Here is a 16,547-nt window from a genome sequence, read left to right as displayed (position 1 = left end):
TGGGGGCATGTCGCTGCCCCGGCCGTACCCGCCCGACACCTACCACGGCGAGGGCGGTGAGGTCTCGGCGTGGATCCGGCGCGACGACGAGCCGCCCGAGATCACCTACCGCGGCGGCGGGACGTGCGAGTACCTCGCCACCGGCGAGCAGACCGCGGGCCGCTTCGGGCTCTACCGCTGGACCTTCGGCGACGCCGAGACCGGGCCGGACCCGCACTTCCACCGGGCCATCTCCGAGCAGTTCTACGTGCTCTCCGGCGAGGTGCGGCTGTACGACGGGCGCGAGTGGGTCACCGCGCGCAGCGGCGACTTCCTCTACGTGCCCGAGGGCGGGCTGCACGGCTTCCGCGGTGGTGGCGGGGCGTCGATGCTGCTGATGTTCGCGCCGGGCGGCCCGCGCGAGGACTACTTCGAGACCCTCGCGAGGGGCGAGCAGATGACCGAGGAGCAGCGCGCGGAATTCATGCTCCGCCACGACACGTACTGGGTGTGACACCGCGACGTACTGTCGCTGCCGTGGAGATGACCTACCGCCCGCTGGGCAGCTCGGGACTCATGGTGAGCGCGGTCGGTGTCGGCTGCAACGCGTTCGGGCGGCGCGTCGACCTGGCCGGCGTGCGCGGCATCCTGGCCGCGGCGCGCGACGTCGGCGTGACGCTGCTCGACACGGCGGACATCTACGGCGATCCGGCCGGCGCCAGCGAGGAGCTGCTCGGTGAGGCGCTGCAGGGGCAGCGCGACGACTTCGTGGTCGCGACCAAGTTCGGCATGGACATGCGTGGCGCGAACGGTGCCGACTTCGGCGCACGCGCCTCGCGCCGCTACGTACGCCGTGCGGTCGAGGCGTCCCTGCGGCGGCTGAGGACCGACCACGTCGACCTCTACCAGCTGCACGAGCCCGACGGCGTGACGCCGATCGAGGAGACGCTGTCCGCGCTCACCGACCTGGTCCGCGAGGGCAAGGTGCGGTACGTCGGCTGCTCGAACTTCGCCGGCTGGCAGGTCGCCGACGCCGCCTGGACGGCCCGCTCCGCGGGCCTCGAGGCGTTCGTCTCGGTGCAGAACCGCTACTCGCTGCTCGACCGCACGGTCGAGGCGGAGGTCGTGCCGGCCGCGACGCAGTTCGGCCTCGGCCTGCTGCCATTCTTCCCGCTGGAGTACGGCCTGCTGACGGGCAAGTACAAGCGCGGCGCCGATGCGCCGGCGGGATCGCGCGCCGCGCTCGACCCGGCCCGGTCTTCGTGGCTGAGGAACGCCGACTGGGACCGCATCGAGGCCTTCGAGACGTACGCCGCGGCGCGCGACCTCACCCCGCTCGACGTGGCCGTCGCCGGCCTCGCCGCCCAGCCCGCGGTCGCCTCGGTGATCTCGGGTGCGACCTCGGGCGACCAGGTCCGCGCGAACGCCGCGGCGCTGCGCTGGCGGCCCTCCGAGGACGACCTGGTCGAGCTCGACGCGGTGACCGCGGGCTGAACTTGTCCGGGGAAACCCGACGGACACGCCGATGGTGCCCGGCGTGTCGGTCGGGTTTCTCCGGTCAGCCGGTGAAACCCGACGTGTCAGGCAACCTGCAGCGAGCGCTTCGACAGCCCCATCCAGAACCCGTCGATGACCTGGAGGCCGGGGGACTCGGGGTCGGTGGCGGCGCCGAGGGTGACGAAGAGCGGCGTGTAGTGCTCGACGGTCGGGTGGGCGTACGGCATGCCGGGCGCCTCGGTGCGGTAGCGGGCGAGCGCGTCGACGTCGCCGCGCGCCAGGGCCTCGCCGGCCCACGCGTCGAAGTCGGTGGACCAGCCCGGGGCGGCCGCGTCGATGCGCCACTCGGTCAGGAAGGGGAGGCCGTGGGTGAGGAAGCCGGATCCGATGATCAGCACGCCCTCGTCCCGCAGCGGCCGGAGCCGCTCGCCGAGTGCCAGCAGCCGGACCGGGTCCTGGGTGGGCAGCGACAGCTGCAGCACCGGGACGTCGGCCTCGGGGTACATGATCCGCAGGGGCACCCACGCGCCGTGGTCGAGGCCGCGGCTGGCGTGCTGGTGCACCGGCTCGGTCGCCGGCATCATCGCGGCCACGCGGGCGGCGAGCGCGGACGCGTCCGGCGTCTCGTAGGTCATCCGGTAGTACTTCTCGTCGAAGCCGCCGAAGTCGTAGACGAGGGGCGCGCCGCTCGCGGAGAGCATCACCGGCGCGGACTCCCAGTGCGCGCTGACGATCAGGATCGCCTTCGGGCGCGGCAGGTCCTGCGCCCAGGCCGCGAGCTGGCCGGACCAGGTCGGGTCGTCGAGGAGCGGCGGCGCACCGTGGCCGATGTAGAGGGCAGGCATCCGGTCGGTCATGTTCACCTCAACTGGTTGTATCTTCAACTGTATTCCCTTTGGCGCCGGGACCAGACCCCTAGTCCAGCCCGGGTGCCAGGCGATGCGGCACCCGCGCAGCCGGAACGCGCGAAGGTCCCGCTGGTCAGGCCGCCGGGATCCGCCAGTCCACCGGCTCGCCGCCCTGCTGCTCAAGCAGCGCGTTCACCTGGCTGAACGGCCGGGAGCCGAAGAAGCCGCGGTACGCCGACAGGGGCGACGGGTGCGGGGACTCGACCACCGGGACCGCGCCGAGCATCGGCCTGAGGTTGCGGGCGTCGCTGCCCCACAGGATCGCAACGCACGCGCCGCCGCGGCGTACCAGCGCCTCGATCGCGCACTGGGTGATCGGCTCCCAGCCCTTGCCGCGGTGCGCGGCCGACTTGTGCGGCTGCACGGTCAGTGCTCGGTTGAGCAGCATCACGCCCTGGTCGGCCCACGCGGTCAGGTCGCCGTGCGGCGGTGGCTCGATGCCGAGGTCGGACCGCAGCTCGGTGTAGATGTTGACCAGGCTCGGCGGCAGCGGCCGCACGTGGGCGTCGACGGCGAAGGACAGGCCGATCGGGTGGCCCGGGTTGGGGTACGGGTCCTGCCCGACGACGAGCACGCGGACCTCGGACAGCGGCCGCTGGAACGCCCGGAAGACCCGGTCGCCGGCGGGCTGGTAGCCCCGGCCCGCGGCGTTCTCCTCCCGCAGGAACCGGCCCATCGCGCCGATCCGGTCGTCCACCGGCGCCAGGGCCTCGGCCCAGTCCGGCGCCATCAGGCCCTTGTCGACGAGTCCCGCGAGTGCGCCGCCCATGCCGGGAGGCTAGAGGGTCGCGCGCCTCGGCAGGTACGGCGCCCGCCCGGCCTCGCCGACGTACACGTCGAGGATCGCCTGGTGGGTCCTGTCGCCCTCGACAGCGGACTGGTTGGCGACCAGCACCCGCTTGCCGAGGAACGTCGCGCTGCACGGGGTGTCGAACGGGATCGGCGAGCCGTTGTCTCCGGTCAGCGGCGCGTCCGGGAAGCGCGCCACCTCTTCTCCCGCTGCGGTCAGCTCGACGAGCTGGTTCGACAGCCCGGCGAGGGCGACGTACAGGTGGCCGGACCGCCCGATGCCGAAGCCGTCCGGCAGATCGCCGGGCTGTGAGGTCCACAGCGTCTCGAGCTCTCCGGGCGAGCCGTCGTCTCGGACCGGCAGTCGGTAGAGAGCCCCGTTGGTCGGCAGGTCGCTGCCGTCGCTCACGGTCTGCTGGGTGATGAGGAAGTCGTGCCGGCCGGGGCGGTAGCGGATGCCGGTGGTGCCGAACTCGATCGCGCCCGCCAGCGCCGGCGACTCGAGCCACCGCTGGGGCGTGTGCGAGCCGTGAGGCAGCCGCCAGATCACGCCCTGGCCGTAGTCGGTGACATAGAGCGCGCCGCCCGGGCCCCACGAGGCATAGTTGGGGATCGCGCCCTCCGGGAAGGTCGCCACCCGGCGGAACCTCCCGGTCGTCACGTCGAGGGTGAGGACCGACCTCGTCGAGGTCTCCAGGAGAACCAGCCGCCCTCTCCTCGTCTGGTTCGCGACCTGCACGCCGTGGTCCTCGTCGAGGTGCTGGCCGGGCACCCGCCAGGACCGCAGCAGGGCGCCGTCCTTCGTCCACTCGAACACCCTCGACGGCACCGTGCTGCCCGACGAGATGTAGGTGCCGGCGTACACCCGGCCGTTCGTGTGCACGTGCACGTACGCCGGGTAGCCCGGCGCCGGGACCAGCGAGAACACCTGGGTGTCCCACTTCTCTCGAGGTACGGCGGCCGCAGGAGCGGCCACCAGGAGTGCCGCGACCAGCACGGGGAGCAGCCGCCTCACAGCTGCTCCCCCACCTCGATCGCGGCGCGTTCGCCGGCCCGCACCGCGCCGTCCATGTAGCCGGTCCAGTACGTCGAGGTCTCGGTGCCCGCCCAGTGCACGCGGCCGAACGGCCTCCGGATCGCCGAGCCGAACTGCAGCATCGTGCCCGGCGCGTAGTTGGCCACCGGACCGCCGGTCGTCCAGCGCTCCTCGGTCCAGTCGTGCTCGACGTAGTCGATCGGGTGCAGGGCCTCGTCGCCGAACATCGCGGCGAACCCCTCGAGCACGGCCTGCTTGCGCTCGGCCCGGGACAGCACGCCGTACTGGCGCCAGGTCCCGCCGCCGACGAACGCGAGCAGCACGCCGGGCTCGCCCTCCTTCGGGCAGTTGTCGAAGACGGCCCGGCACGCGCCGGAGTCGTTGATGCCGAAGCCGTTGAGCCCGGCCTCGCGCCAGAACGGCTTCGCGTAGACGGCGTCGCACTTCATCAGCTGGCCCATGTCGAGGTGGCGGAGGAGCTGGAGCCGCTTGGCCGGCAGCTTCGGGAACCAGTCGATGTCGAGCACCAGCGGCGGGGGAGCGGCGACGATCGCGCGCCTCGCCCGGACCACGCCGCGGGCGCTGTGCACGACGACGTGGCCGTCCTTCTGCTCGATCCTCCGCACCGGCGCGCGCAGCGTGACGATGTCGCCGAGCCTCTTCGCCAGGCCGAGCGGGATCAGCTGCGAGCCGCCGACGAACCGGCGCTCCTGGGCGCCGTCCGCGGTGTCGGAGTTGCGCGAGAAGGTGCCGGGGTTCTGCTCGTTGCCCGAGCACGCGACGTACCAGAGGACGTAGAGGAGCGAGAGCTCGTTGGGGTCGGCGCCGAAGCCGGGCTGGGTCCAGCACTCGATGAGGTTCTCGACGCCCTCGCCGTTGACGGCGTTCGCGCGGATCCACTCGCCGAGCGTCTGGGCGTCCCACTCGGCCGCGCTCGGGTGCGTCCACGGCGCGGCGACGTCGATCTCCGCCGCCATGTTGTCGATCCGCTGCAGCAGCACGGCGGCGTCGGGGAGGATCGTCGGGTCCGGCGGCACGGTCCCGGAGTACTCCATCCGGCCGGTGGTCGAGGAGACGTAGACGCTCGACCCGGTGTTGTACTCCAGGAACGTCGGGACCTTCAGCTCCTTCGCCAGGGCGGCGATGTGGTCCTGCGTCGGGCCGATGAACGCGCCCCCGGACTCGATGGTCGCGCCGTGGGTGCCCGGTCCGGACAGGTGGTGGTTGAGCACCCGGCCGCCGACCCGGTCGCGGGCCTCGAGCAGCAGCACGTCGTGCCCCGTGCGGGCGAGCTCGCGCGCGGCGACGAGCCCGGAGATGCCGCCGCCGACCACGACCGCGTCGACCTGCTTCGGCAGGGAGCCCTGCCGTGAGGCGGCGGCGACGGCCTCGTGCAGGGCGCCGGTGCCGAGCAGGGCTCCGGTGGCGGCGCCACTGCCGAGGAGGGATCGGCGCGTGAGCGTCATGGCTGCTCCTGGGATTGAATGTGAACGTGTGTCAGATTCGGTTTCGTACCCTACACTCGTCGCCATGCCTGCGGCTGCGACCCCGACCACATCCCCGAAGCGACGGGTCCCGCGGCAGGAGCGCAGCCGTCGCCGCGTCGAGGGTCTCCTCGACGCGGCGGCGCGGCTGGTGGTCGAGCGGGGCGTCGAGGCCCTGACGACCCGCGACATCGCGGAAGCCGCCGGCGCCCCGGTCGCCTCGCTGTACCAGTACTTCGCCGACAAGGAGGACGTCCTCCTCGCGCTTGCCCAACGAGACATGGACGAGATGGACACGCAGGTCGCGGACGACCTGGCGGCGCTCGAGGTGCTGTCGGTCGGGTCGCTGGTGCGCACCACGATGGGCGCGTACGTCGCGGTCTACCGCCGCCGCCCCGCGTTCGTGGAGATCTACCTCCGCGGCCGGACCAACCTCGCCGTGTACCGGTTCGGGCGCGAGCACAACGCGAGCACCGCCAAGATGCTGCTCGAGTACGCCGTCGGCTCCGGCCTGGCCCGGCCCGACATCGACCTCGAGATCGCGACCCTGGCCGTCGAGGTCGGCGACCGCGTCTTCCAGCTCGCCTACGAGCACGACGACGCCGGGAACCAGCGCCTCGTCGAGGAGGGCATCACGATGATGACCGCCTACCTCGAGCGCTACGCCACCCCCGCCGGCCTGAAGGGGGTCAGGCAGTGAGCCTGCGTGAGCAGGTCGCCGCCGCGTCGCGGCGGCTGGCGGCCGAGGGACTCCTCATCGGGACCGCAGGCAACGTCTCGGCCCGCGAGGGCGACCGGATCGCGATCACCGGCACGGGTGTCGTGCTCGCCGAGTGCGTCGCCGACGACGTGACCGTCGTGTCCCCGACCGGCGAGGTGCTCGAGGGCACACTCGTCCCCACCTCGGAGCTCGACCTGCACCTGTGCGTCCACGCCGGCAGCGGATCGGCCGCGGTCGTCCACACGCACGCGCCGTACTCCACCGCGGCGGCGTGCGTCCTCGTCGAGCTGCCGGTGCTGCACTACCAGCAGCTGCTGCTGGGCGGAGAGGTGCGCGTCGCGCCGTACGCGACGTTCGGGACGCCCGAGCTCGCCGACGGTGTGCTCGCCGCGCTGCACGGCCGGCAGGCCGCGCTGATGGCCAACCACGGCTCCGTCGCGGTCGGCGCCACCCTCGCGAAGGCGGTGGAGAACGCGTTGCTGCTCGAGTGGCTCGCTGCCCTCCACCACCGCGCCACCGCGCTCGGCACCCCGCGGCTGCTCACCGAGCAGCAGCAGCTCGACGTCATCACCCAGGCCCTGCAGACCAGCTACGGCACGACCCAGGAGAACCCCCGATGAAGATCGCCACCGTCGGCGTCCACGTCCTCGACACCCACGTGATCGGGATCGGGTCGATCCCGGACGGCTCGGACGGCCAGCTGGTCGAGACGATCCGGATGTCCCCGGCAGGTACCGCGGGCGGGACCGCCGTCGTGCTCAGCCGGCTCGGCGCCGAGGTGCTGTCCTTCGGTGGCGTGGGCACCGACCCGATCGCGGACACCCTGCTCGCGCTGCTGTCCCGCGAGGGCGTGGACGTGAGCGGGCTGGTCCGCAAGCCCGGCCACCAGACCTCGGCGTCGGTGATCCCGGTGCGCCCGAACGGCGACCGCCCGGCGTGGCACTGCATCGGCGCGAACGGCGCCTTCACCCTCGACGACCTGGACCTGGCGGACCTGGACGGCATCACGCACGTGCACCTCGGCGGGCCGGAGTTCCTGGGCGGCGAGGCGGCCGGCAAGCTGCTCGCCCACGCGCGCTCGACCGGTGCCGTGACCTCGCTCGACATCCTCGCACCGGGCGACCCGGACCTGCTGGCCTGGATCGGCGACGCGCTCCCGCACACCGACTACCTGCTGCCGAACGACGAGCAGGTGCTGGGCTTCACCGGCGCCTCGTCACTGGCCGACGGCGCCCGCGCGCTCGTCGACGCGGGCGCCGGCTGCGTGGCGGTGACCCAGGGCAGCAAGGGCGCCCTGGTCGTCACCGCGGACGAGGTGATCGAGGTGCCGGCGTACCCGATCGACGTGGTGGACACGACCGGCTGCGGCGACGCGTTCTCCGCCGGGTTCCTGCGCGGGCTGTCGCTGGGTCTCGACCTGGGGGCCGCTGCCCGGCTCGGCTGCGCGACGGCCGCGCAGGTGGCGACGGGCCTCGGCACCGACGCGGGGAGCTACGACCTCGACACCGTGGTTGCCCTCGCCGGCTAGCGGTTCGGGCGCTGGAGGCGATCGAGGAACGCCACCAGGAGCGCCTCGCGCATCCGCGGCGAGGCCAGGTCGAGCATCGCGTTCACCTCGGCCATCCGGTCGGGCAGCGCCAGGCCGCCCGGCCGGTCGCCGGCGCCGACCAGGCCCGCGGCGACCAGCAGCCCGTCGAAGTCCTCCTCGGAGAGGATCGCCGGGTCGAGGGCCTCGATGAACGCGGCGACGCCGGGGTCGACGCCGACCGGCCCCGCGGCGACGGCCGCCGCGACCGCCTCGCGGAGCGCGCCGAGGAGCTCGTCCACGTGCGCGTTCGTCGCCGCGCTGACCGAGAGGTGGATGGTCGCGGGCCAGCCGCCGTGGCCCATCTGCGGCTGGACGTACCAGCCGCGCGCGGCCATCTCGTCGCAGACGGTGAACGGGTCGCAGGTCGCGTCGGTCGCCAGCGCGAGCAGGGTGGAGTCGGGCGGGACGACCAGGCGCAGGGCAGCGATGTCGGCGACGCCTGCCACGATCCGGTCGACGGCTTCGAAGACCTCTCGGGAGAGGAGCTCGTACCCCGTGTCGCCCAGCGACCGCACCACCGCCCACGCGCCGGCCAGGGGCCCGCCCGACTTCGTGGACTGCATCGTGGAGTTGAGCATCGTGTAGCCCGGCCAGTCGGCGTGCGCGAAGTACTGCGGGCGGCGGTGCTCCGACGTGCGGTGCAGCAGGACCGACGTGCCCTTGGGTGCGTAGGCGTACTTGTGCAGGTCGACCGAGATCGACGTGACGCCGTCGACGGCGAACGTCCACGGCGGGACCGGGCGACCCAGTCGGGCGGCGTACGGCAGCACCCAGCCACCGATGCACGCGTCGACGTGGCAGCGGAGGCCGCGCTCGGCCGCCGTGGCCGCGACCTCGCTGACCGGGTCGACGACCCCGTGGGCATAGGACGGCGCGGACACGACCGCGAGCACGGTGCGGTGCAGGTCGTCGTCGAGCGCGGCGGCCATCGCGGCCGGGTCGACGCGGAAGTCGGGTCCGACCGGCACGACCACGGCCTCGACCCGGAAGTAGTGCGCGGCCTTCAGGAACGCCGCGTGCACGGTCGACGGCACCACCATGCGCGGGTGTTCGACGTCCGGGCGGCTGTCGCGGGCCGACTGCACCGCGAGCAGGCACGACTCGGTGCCGCCGGAGGTGACGGTGCCGACCGCGGTGCCGGGTGCGTCCAGGAGGTCCGCGGTGAATCCGACCAGGTCGTTCTCCATCTGGAGCAGGCTCGGGAACGCCGTGGGGTCGAGGCCGTTCGAGCCGGCGTACGCCGCGACGGCCTCGCGGCCGATGCGGTCGACGTCCGGCAGCCCGGAGTCGTAGACGTAGGCCAGGGTGCGGCCGCCGTGCACCGGGAGGTCGGCGGCCTGCATCTCGCGCAGGCGGGCGAGGGCGTCGCTCATGCCGGCACGCTCTCATCGACCTCGTCGGCGCTCAGCGAGTACCTCCGCAGCCACCACAGGCTGGCCAGGACCAGCACCGCCGGCAGCACCGAGAAGCCGAGGGTGATCGCGGTGAGCGCGGAGTCGGGCTGGAGGACGTGCTCGTCGTCGGTCGAGGACCGGTAGCCGCCGATCGCGAGGACGAGCGCGAAGATCGCAGGGCCGAGCGCGAGGCCCAGCGTCTCGCCGGCGGTCCACACGCCGGTGTAGACGCCGGCCCGGTTGGAGCCGGTGCGCCGGGCGTCGACCGCCGCGGCGTCCGGGAGCATCGCCATCGGGAACACCTGGCAGCCGGCGTACCCGACGCCGACGAGCACGACCGCGAGATAGACCAGCGCGGCCGGCGCCACCTGCGCCGTCGCGGCGAGCAGGGCGCCGGCGGCGAGGAAGGCCGAGGAGGCGACGTACCCGCTCTTCTTGCCGATGCGGGTGCCGATCGCTGCCCAGGCGGGCGTGAGCAGGAGGGCGGGGCCGACGAAGCAGACGAACAGGATCGTCGAGGCCCCGTCCTTGCCCAGCACGTTCCTCGCGAGGTAGTCGACGCCGGCGAGCATGCAACCGGTGGCGAGCGCCTGGATCACGAACGTCGTGAGCAGCCAGCGGAAGTCCCGCGCGGTCGCGACGATGCGCAGCTGGTCGCGCAGGCCACCGGCGCCCGGCTGCGGCGCGGTGACCGGAGCGCGGCGGGTCCCGACGTACGCGCTGACCACCCCGACCAGGATGATCACGGCCATCACGACGCCCATCACCCGGTAGCCGGCCCGGCCACCGACCGCGTCGCGGATCGCCGGCGCGGTCGCGCCGGCGAGCATGATCGTGAAGGCCAGGATCGCGACCCGCCACGTCATCAGCCGGGTGCGCTCGTCGTACGACGCGGTCAGCTCGGCGGGCATCGCGACGTACGGCACCTGGAAGAAGGCGTACGCCGTCGCGCAGGCCAGGAAGAGCGCGAGCACCCACAGCGCCTCGAGTCCCACCGCCATGTCCGGAGCCGCGAACAGCAGCGCGAACCCGGCCGCCAGGCCCAGGCCGGCGCGCAGCAACCACGGCCGGCGCGGGCCGCGCGGGTCGACCGTCCGATCGCTGATCCGGCCCGCGACCGGGTTCAGGACGACGTCCCACGCCTTGGGGAGGAACACGATGAACCCGGCCGCGAGCGCGGCGATGCCGAGGCTGTCGGTGAGGTAGGGCAGCAGCATCAGGCCCGGGACCGTGCCGAAGGCGCCGGTGGCCACGGAGCCCGACCCGTAGCCCACCCGGACGGAGCGCGGCAGGCTGTCGGTCGCTGGCATGCCCGCAAACTAGCGGGCCTCAGCGGGAGAGCGCCCGCGAACCCCCGGACCCGTAGCGCCGGCTCGGGTTCGAGCCGATGCTCTCCGTGGACGGGGCGGGCTTCTTCGCCGCAGTCTTCTTCGCGGCAGTCTTCTTCGCGGGGCCCGCCTTCTTCGCGGGGGCCGCCTTCTTGCGCGTCGCGGGCTTCTTCCTCGGCACGACGCCCTGCGGGTCGTCGGTGCCCGACCACTGCTCGATCCACTCGTCCAGCACCCGCCACGTCGTACCCCGCGCGGCTCGGCCGGTGAGCATGCCGAGGTGGCCGCCCGGGACGATCTCGAAGCGGACGTCCCGCGCGCCGGACAGGAGCGGCACGACGGCCCTGACCGCCGCGACCGGGGCGATGCCGTCGGTGGCGCCCGCGAAGACGAGGACGGGTGCCTTGATGTCGGCGAGCGAGACCTCGTGGGCGCCGACGAGGACCGAGCCCGCCGCGAGGGCGTTCCCCTTCGCGAACCGGTGGTAGAGCTGCCCGAAGCTGCGTCCCGGGTACGCCGTCATCTGCGCGGTGAACCGGTCCACCGCCTCGAGCTGCGCCAGGAAGTCGGCGTCGTCGAGGTGGGTGGCGATCGCGATCGGCTTGGTGACGAGCTTCTGGAAGGACGAGAGCTGGAACGCCCACCGGACCAGCGGCGTGGGCGCGCCGCCGGCCGCGCGGTAGGCGCGCGTCACCAGCCCGTGCCCACGGGTCAGGTCGAGCAGCGGCCGCAGCGGCGCGACCAGCGGCACCTTGGTGACGTCGACCGGGGAGCCGATCACCGACAGCGACGCGATGGGCAGGTCGGGGGCGTCCGCGGCCGCGAGCATCGCGAAGATGCCGCCGAGGCTCCAGCCGACCACATGCACGGGGCGCCCGCCGGCGTGGGCGGACACCTCGCGCACAGCCGTAGGCACGACCTCTTCCACCCAGTGCTCGAGGCCGAGGTTGCGGTCGCGGAACGAGACGGTGCCGTACTCCACGAGGTACGTCGGCCGCCCGCCCTCGACGAAGTGCTGGACCACCGAGCAGCCGCGCCGGAGGTCGAAGCAGATCGCCGGCGCGGCCAGTGGGGTGACCAGCAGGACCGGGTCGCCCTGGGCGCGGACATTCACCGCGGGGCGGTAGTGGTACACCTCGCGCAGCGTGCCCTCGTCGATGAGCGTGCGCGGCATCGGGCGGAGATCGGCGAGCCCGCCGTACATCACGACGTGGGCCACGTTGCCCGCGGCGGCGACCAGCTGGTCGGGCTTGGGCACCAGGTCCATGGCGGGAGACTACGGGTCAGGAGCGCTTCGCGGGGCGGACCGTCTTGCCGTGCGACGGCCGCACCGACGACAGCTCGTGCAGGAACGACCGCGCCCAGGCGGAGACGTCGTGCTGCGTGACGGTCTTCCGCATCGCCCGCATCCGCCGGGCGAGGTCGCGCCCGTCGGCGTCGTAGGCCTCCCGGAGCGCCGCCTTCATGCCGTTGATGTCGTACGGGTTCACCAGCCAGGCCTGCCGCAGCTCCTCGGCGGCGCCGGCGAACTCCGAGAGCACGAGCGCGCCGTCATCCTCGAACCGGCACGCGACGTACTCCTTCGCGACCAGGTTCATCCCGTCGCGCAACGGCGTGACGACCATGACGTCGGCGGCCCGGAAGAACGCCGCCATCTCCTCGCGCGGATACGACGAGTGCAGGTAGTGGATGACCGGCTGTCCGATCTTCCCGAGGTCGCCGTTGATCCGGCCGACGAGGCGCTCGATGTCGTCGCGGAGGATGCGGTACTGCTCGACCTGCTCGCGCGACGGAGTCGCGACCTGGACGAACACGGCGTCCTCCACGTCGAGGCTCCCCTCGGCGATCAGCTCGCCGAACGCGCGCAGCCTGGCGTAGATGCCCTTGGTGTAGTCGAGCCGGTCCACACCCAGGAAGATCCGGCGCGGGTTGCCGACCGCCTCGCGGATCTCCTTGGCGCGCTCGGTGACCTCGGGCGAGCGGGCCAGGTCCTCGTACGCCGTCGCATCGATCGAGATCGGGAACGCCGCCGCGCGCACCATCCGGCCGTCGGGCAGGTAGACGAGGTCGCGGTGCGTCTTGTGGCCGACGCGCCTGCGGACCAGCCGGATGAAGTTCTGGGCGGCACCGCTGAGCTGGAAGCCGACCAGGTCCGCGCCCAGCAGCCCCTCCAGGAGCTGCCGCCGCCACGGCAGCTGGGAGAACAGCTCGTTGGGCGGGAACGGGATGTGCAGGTAGAACCCGATGCGCAGGTCGGGGCGCAGCTCGCGCAGCATCGCCGGCACCAGCTGCAGCTGGTAGTCGTGCACCCACACCGTCGAGTGCTCGGCGGCGACCTCCGCGGCGCGCTCCGCGAAGCGGCGGTTGACCGACACGTAGGCGTCCCACCACTTCCGGTGGAACTCCGGCTTGGCGACCACGTCGTGGTACAGCGGCCAGAGGGTCGCGTTCGAGAACCCCTCGTAGAAGTCGGAGATCTCCTCGGCCGTCATCGTCATCGGCACCAGGTCGAGGCCGTCGTCCTGGAACGGCTGGAGGTCCTGCTCGGTGCCGCCCGGCCAGCCGATCCAGATCCCGTCGTTCTCACGCATCACCGGCTCGAGCGCCGAGACCAGGCCCCCTGGCGAGCGCCGCCAGCCCGCTGAGCCGTCGGGCTCCTCCACGCGGTCCACGGGGAGGCGGTTCGCGACGATGACGAGGTCTGCAGAGCCGGGTGCACCCACGACGGTCACCCTAGTCCGCGTGCGAGGTGTCGGGCTCGCACGACCGAGGTCGTCGGGCTGGCAGGATCGTGCCGAGGCCGCGGCGTTCCTAGCGTTGTCGGCATGACGGAGACGGTCAGCATGCCCACCCAGTTCCCGATCGCGGCGTCCGCAAGACCCCGCGGCGTCCGACGTGTCCTGTACGACACCGGCTACAACCTGTCGGCGTTCGTGATCGCCCTGGTGGCGTTCGTCGTCGTGCTGGTCGACATCGCGCTCGGCGTCTCGCTGTCGATCCTGATCGGCGGGGTCCTGCTGATCCCGGTCGGTGTCATGGTCGCCCGCGGGTTCGCGCGGTTCGAGCGGATCCGGATGCGCGGCATGCTCGGCAAGGAGGCGCCCGGCCCGCGGTACCTCTGCGCACCCGAGGGCTCCGGCTTCTGGCGCCGCATGCTGACCCCGCTCCGGGACCCCCAGTCGTGGCTGGACGTCGTCTGGTCGCTGGTCGGCCTGGTGACCGGGACGCTCGCGTTCGCCGTCGCCGTGGTGTGGTGGGCCGCCATGCTGACCGGCCTGACCTACTGGTTCTGGCAGATGTGGATCCCGGACAACCCGGACGACGAGGGCCTGGCCGAGCTGATCGGCCTCGGCAGCGGGCGTACGGCCGAGAGCCTCCTCAACCTCGCGATCGGGGTGCTGCTCCTGGTGACCCTGCCGTTCGCGATGCGGGTGGCGGCGCTGATCCACTCCAGCCTGGCCTCGGTGCTGCTGTGCAGCCGCGCCGAGCTCCAGGACCAGGTGGTGCGGGTCGAGGACAGCCGCGACGCCGCCCGGCTGGCCGAGGCCGAGTCGCTGCGCCGGCTCGAGCGCGACATCCACGACGGGCCCCAGCAGCGGCTGGTGCGGCTGACCATGGACCTCGGCCGGGCCAGGAAGCAGGTCGCCGACGACCCCGACCGCGCCGCCGCCACGCTCGACGAGGCGCTCACGCAGGCCCGCGAGACGGTCGCCGAGCTGCGCTCGCTGTCCCGCGGCATCGCACCGCCGCTGCTGGTCGACCGGGGGCTCGCGGCCGCCCTCGAGGAGATGCTGACGCACAGCGTCGTGCCGGTCTCGAGCCGGATCGAGGTGCCGGAGCAGCTGCCGCCGCACGTGGAGACCGCGGTCTACTTCGTGGTCGCCGAGGCCCTCACCAACGTCGCCAAGCACAGCGGCGCGAAGTCCGCGGACGTCGCGGTCGTCCTCGACGGCGGCACTGTGATGGTGCGGGTCGAGGACGACGGTGTCGGCGGCGCGCACCCGGCCAAGGGCCTGGGCCTCGCCGGGCTGCGCCAGCGGCTCTCTGCCGTCGACGGCACCCTCGAGATCACCTCCCCGGAGTGGGGCGGCACGACGCTGGTCGCGAGGATCCCTGCATGAGGATCGTGGTCGCCGACGACTCGCTGCTGCTCCGTGAAGGGCTCCAGCTCCTGCTCACCGAGGCCGGCCACACGGTGGTCGGCTCCGTGGGCGACGGCCCGGCGTTCGTCTCCTCGATGCTCGAGGAGCGGCCGGACCTCGGCATCGTCGACGTCCGGATGCCGCCCAGCCACACCGACGAGGGGCTGCGCTCGGCGGTGGAGGTGCGCCGTACCTGGCCGGACGCGAAGCTCCTGGTGCTCTCGCAGTACGTCGAGGTGTCGTACGCCGACGACCTGCTCGCGGCCGGCACGGGCGGCGTCGGATACCTGCTCAAGGACCGGGTCAGCGACCTCGACGACTTCCTCGGCTCGGTGGCCGCGGTCGCCGCCGGCGGCACCGTGCTCGACCCGCTGGTCGTGCGGCAGCTGATGGGCCGCCACCGCGACCCGATCGCCGACCTCACGCCGCGCGAGCGCGAGGTGCTGTCGCTGATGGCCGAGGGGAAGTCGAACGCCGCGATCGCCGCCGCACTCACGGTGTCGCTCGCCGGGGTCGAGAAGCACACCCAGCGGATCTTCGCGAAGCTCGGCCTCGCGCCGGACGACGACGCCCAGCACCGCCGGGTCGCCGCGGTCCTCGCCTTCCTCCGCAGCTGACGGCGGGCGCGGCGTCAGGCGGGGAAGCTGACGCCGACCTGCGCGCGCACCTCGTCCATCTGGCGCATGATCGCCAGCGTCTGGGCGTGGGGGACCAGCGGGCTCTCGCGCAGTCCCGCCTTCAGGCAGCGACCGACCTCCACGATCTCGTGGGCGTACCCGCGGCCCAGGAGCGGCTGGCCGGGCTCGATCGCCTCCGGGTCCCCGATCACCACGGTGTCGTTGGTGTCCCCGGTCGTGTACGACGTGAACACGATCCGCGAGGGGTGGTGGAAGTCGTCGACGTCGATCCGCCCGAGGTCGGTCGCGATGCCGGCGCGACGGCTGGACCACGACGTCATCGACGCGCTCAGGGTGGCCAGCGCGCCGCCCGGGTAGCGGCCGGCGATCGCGACGTCGAGGTCGATGCCCCGGTCGGAGAGCTCGGCGGTCGCGGCCAGCGAGAGGGCCTCGCCGAGCATCAGGTGGGCGAAGGTCAGGGGGTAGACCCCCATGTCGAGCAGCGCGGAGGCGCCGAGGCCCGGGTCGAGCATCCGGTCCGCCGGGGGCGCGTCGACCCGGAACCCCAGCTCGGCGTGCAGCTGGCGCGGCGTACCGAGCTCACCGGACGCGAGCCGCTCGCGCAGCGCTATCACGGCCGGGTGGCACGCGGTCCACATCGCCTCCATGAGGAACCGGTCGTGGACGCCGGCGAGCCGCACCATCTCCTCGGCCTCGGCGACCGTCAGCGTGAGGGGCTTCTCGCAGAGCACGTGCTTGCCGGCCTCGAGGCAGAGCCGAGCGTTGTCCAGGTGCAGGGCGTGCGGGGTGGCGATGTAGACGACCTCGACGGCGGGGTCCGCCACCAGCTCCTCGTAGGAGCCGTACGCCGTGCCGCCGTGCTCGGCCGCGAACGCGCGAGCACTCTCGGGCCGGCGCGAGCCCACGGCGACCAGCTCCGCACCGGGAACCAGTGCCAGGTCGCGCGCGAACGTGTGCGCGATCCTGCCGGTCGCGAGGATGCCCCACCGGGTCGTCATGGGGCGAGACTAGCGACGCGCCCGCGAGGCGAATGACATCGTTGT

16 protein-coding genes are annotated in these 16,547 nt (G+C 73.0%); 7 read left to right on the top strand and 9 right to left on the bottom strand.

Annotated features, from left to right (window positions below; all coding sequences use genetic code 11):
* The first annotated feature begins 7 nt into the window (after positions 1–7).
* Together N538_RS0105605 and N538_RS0105600 are read left to right on the top strand one after the other, a co-directional pair.
* Positions 8–493, top strand: a complete 486-nt coding sequence (locus N538_RS0105605; protein WP_028636499.1) for a cupin domain-containing protein — start codon at positions 8–10, stop codon at positions 491–493.
* A gap of 29 nt (positions 494–522) precedes the next feature.
* Complete coding sequence (locus N538_RS0105600) at positions 523–1,473, top strand: aldo/keto reductase (protein ID WP_028636498.1); 951 nt, start codon at positions 523–525, stop codon at positions 1,471–1,473.
* Positions 1,474–1,559: 86 nt separating this feature from the next.
* Here the strand turns inward: N538_RS0105600 and N538_RS0105595 are convergent, their stop codons facing one another.
* The 4 genes from N538_RS0105595 to N538_RS0105580 form a co-directional block, all read right to left on the bottom strand.
* Entirely contained in the window at positions 1,560–2,333 is a 774-nt protein-coding gene (locus N538_RS0105595) for a dioxygenase family protein (protein WP_028636497.1), read from the bottom strand.
* 124 nt (positions 2,334–2,457) lie between these two features.
* Entirely contained in the window at positions 2,458–3,153 is a 696-nt protein-coding gene (locus tag N538_RS0105590) for a uracil-DNA glycosylase (protein WP_028636496.1), read from the bottom strand.
* A gap of 9 nt (positions 3,154–3,162) precedes the next feature.
* Positions 3,163–4,188: a hypothetical protein gene (locus tag N538_RS0105585; protein ID WP_028636495.1), complete on the bottom strand. Its 1,026-nt coding sequence runs from the start codon at positions 4,186–4,188 to the stop codon at positions 3,163–3,165.
* Entirely contained in the window at positions 4,185–5,675 is a 1,491-nt protein-coding gene (locus N538_RS0105580) for a flavin monoamine oxidase family protein (protein ID WP_155991975.1), read from the bottom strand. The genes N538_RS0105585 and N538_RS0105580 overlap by 4 nt, the downstream gene beginning before the upstream one ends.
* 64 nt (positions 5,676–5,739) lie before the next feature.
* On the opposite strand from N538_RS0105580, the gene N538_RS27220 reads away from it, so the two are divergent.
* The 3 genes from N538_RS27220 to N538_RS0105565 are packed head-to-tail and all read left to right on the top strand — an operon-like array spanning position 5,740 to position 7,942.
* Positions 5,740–6,393 carry a TetR/AcrR family transcriptional regulator gene (locus N538_RS27220; protein ID WP_028636493.1) on the top strand — a complete coding sequence of 218 codons (654 nt, stop codon included), beginning with the start codon at positions 5,740–5,742 and terminating at the stop codon, positions 6,391–6,393.
* Positions 6,390–7,034 carry a class II aldolase/adducin family protein gene (locus tag N538_RS0105570; RefSeq protein ID WP_028636492.1) on the top strand — a complete coding sequence of 215 codons (645 nt, stop codon included), beginning with the start codon at positions 6,390–6,392 and terminating at the stop codon, positions 7,032–7,034. Before N538_RS27220 ends, N538_RS0105570 begins: the two co-directional genes overlap by 4 nt.
* Entirely contained in the window at positions 7,031–7,942 is a 912-nt protein-coding gene (locus N538_RS0105565) for a carbohydrate kinase family protein (RefSeq protein WP_028636491.1), read from the top strand. Before N538_RS0105570 ends, N538_RS0105565 begins: the two co-directional genes overlap by 4 nt.
* On the opposite strand, the gene N538_RS0105560 is transcribed toward N538_RS0105565, so the two are convergent.
* From N538_RS0105560 to N538_RS0105545, 4 genes are read right to left on the bottom strand one after another with little or no spacing between them, the layout of a single operon-like run.
* Positions 7,939–9,375 (bottom strand): pyridoxal phosphate-dependent decarboxylase family protein, encoded by a 1,437-nt coding sequence (locus N538_RS0105560; protein ID WP_028636490.1) that lies wholly within the window; start codon positions 9,373–9,375, stop codon positions 7,939–7,941. The two genes, N538_RS0105565 and N538_RS0105560, sit on opposite strands and share 4 nt — an antisense overlap.
* A complete protein-coding gene (locus N538_RS0105555; RefSeq protein WP_028636489.1) occupies positions 9,372–10,706 on the bottom strand; it encodes an MFS transporter in 1,335 nt (444 codons plus the stop codon). Before N538_RS0105555 ends, N538_RS0105560 begins: the two co-directional genes overlap by 4 nt.
* 19 nt (positions 10,707–10,725) lie before the next feature.
* Positions 10,726–11,991 carry an alpha/beta fold hydrolase gene (locus tag N538_RS0105550; protein ID WP_028636488.1) on the bottom strand — a complete coding sequence of 422 codons (1,266 nt, stop codon included), beginning with the start codon at positions 11,989–11,991 and terminating at the stop codon, positions 10,726–10,728.
* A 16-nt stretch (positions 11,992–12,007) separates the two neighbouring features.
* Complete coding sequence (locus N538_RS0105545; protein WP_028636487.1) at positions 12,008–13,447, bottom strand: trehalose-6-phosphate synthase; 1,440 nt, start codon at positions 13,445–13,447, stop codon at positions 12,008–12,010.
* A 102-nt stretch (positions 13,448–13,549) separates the two neighbouring features.
* On the opposite strand from N538_RS0105545, the gene N538_RS0105540 reads away from it, so the two are divergent.
* Together N538_RS0105540 and N538_RS0105535 are read left to right on the top strand one after the other, a co-directional pair.
* Entirely contained in the window at positions 13,550–14,845 is a 1,296-nt protein-coding gene (locus tag N538_RS0105540) for a sensor histidine kinase (protein ID WP_081790303.1), read from the top strand.
* A complete protein-coding gene (locus tag N538_RS0105535) occupies positions 14,842–15,483 on the top strand; it encodes a LuxR C-terminal-related transcriptional regulator (protein WP_028636485.1) in 642 nt (213 codons plus the stop codon). The genes N538_RS0105540 and N538_RS0105535 overlap by 4 nt, the downstream gene beginning before the upstream one ends.
* Positions 15,484–15,497: 14 nt before the next feature.
* Here the strand turns inward: N538_RS0105535 and N538_RS0105530 are convergent, their stop codons facing one another.
* Positions 15,498–16,502, bottom strand: coding sequence for a Gfo/Idh/MocA family protein (locus N538_RS0105530; RefSeq protein ID WP_028636484.1), 1,005 nt, complete (start codon positions 16,500–16,502; stop codon positions 15,498–15,500).
* Positions 16,503–16,547: the final 45 nt, after the last annotated feature.

It is taken from the genome of Nocardioides sp. URHA0032 (genome assembly GCF_000620645.1).
Taxonomy (GTDB): domain Bacteria; phylum Actinomycetota; class Actinomycetes; order Propionibacteriales; family Nocardioidaceae; genus Nocardioides.
The sequence above is the reverse complement of the archived record's forward strand: the minus strand, read 5'-3'. Positions and strand labels throughout refer to the sequence as shown.

What these genes read in the sequence shown, in the direction of transcription:
- N538_RS0105605 (WP_028636499.1), top strand. Translation starts at nt 8, where the DNA reads ATGTCGCTGCCCCGGCCGTACCCGCCCGACACCTACCACGGCGAGGGC.
- N538_RS0105600 (WP_028636498.1), top strand. Translation starts at nt 523, where the DNA reads ATGACCTACCGCCCGCTGGGCAGCTCGGGACTCATGGTGAGCGCGGTC.
- N538_RS0105595 (WP_028636497.1), bottom strand. Translation starts at nt 2,333, where the DNA reads ATGACCGACCGGATGCCTGCCCTCTACATCGGCCACGGTGCGCCGCCG.
- N538_RS0105590 (WP_028636496.1), bottom strand. Translation starts at nt 3,153, where the DNA reads ATGGGCGGCGCACTCGCGGGACTCGTCGACAAGGGCCTGATGGCGCCG.
- N538_RS0105580 (WP_155991975.1), bottom strand. Translation starts at nt 5,675, where the DNA reads ATGACGCTCACGCGCCGATCCCTCCTCGGCAGTGGCGCCGCCACCGGA.
- N538_RS27220 (WP_028636493.1), top strand. Translation starts at nt 5,740, where the DNA reads ATGCCTGCGGCTGCGACCCCGACCACATCCCCGAAGCGACGGGTCCCG.
- N538_RS0105565 (WP_028636491.1), top strand. Translation starts at nt 7,031, where the DNA reads ATGAAGATCGCCACCGTCGGCGTCCACGTCCTCGACACCCACGTGATC.
- N538_RS0105560 (WP_028636490.1), bottom strand. Translation starts at nt 9,375, where the DNA reads ATGAGCGACGCCCTCGCCCGCCTGCGCGAGATGCAGGCCGCCGACCTC.
- N538_RS0105555 (WP_028636489.1), bottom strand. Translation starts at nt 10,706, where the DNA reads ATGCCAGCGACCGACAGCCTGCCGCGCTCCGTCCGGGTGGGCTACGGG.
- N538_RS0105550 (WP_028636488.1), bottom strand. Translation starts at nt 11,991, where the DNA reads ATGGACCTGGTGCCCAAGCCCGACCAGCTGGTCGCCGCCGCGGGCAAC.
- N538_RS0105540 (WP_081790303.1), top strand. Translation starts at nt 13,550, where the DNA reads ATGACGGAGACGGTCAGCATGCCCACCCAGTTCCCGATCGCGGCGTCC.
- N538_RS0105535 (WP_028636485.1), top strand. Translation starts at nt 14,842, where the DNA reads ATGAGGATCGTGGTCGCCGACGACTCGCTGCTGCTCCGTGAAGGGCTC.
- N538_RS0105530 (WP_028636484.1), bottom strand. Translation starts at nt 16,502, where the DNA reads ATGACGACCCGGTGGGGCATCCTCGCGACCGGCAGGATCGCGCACACG.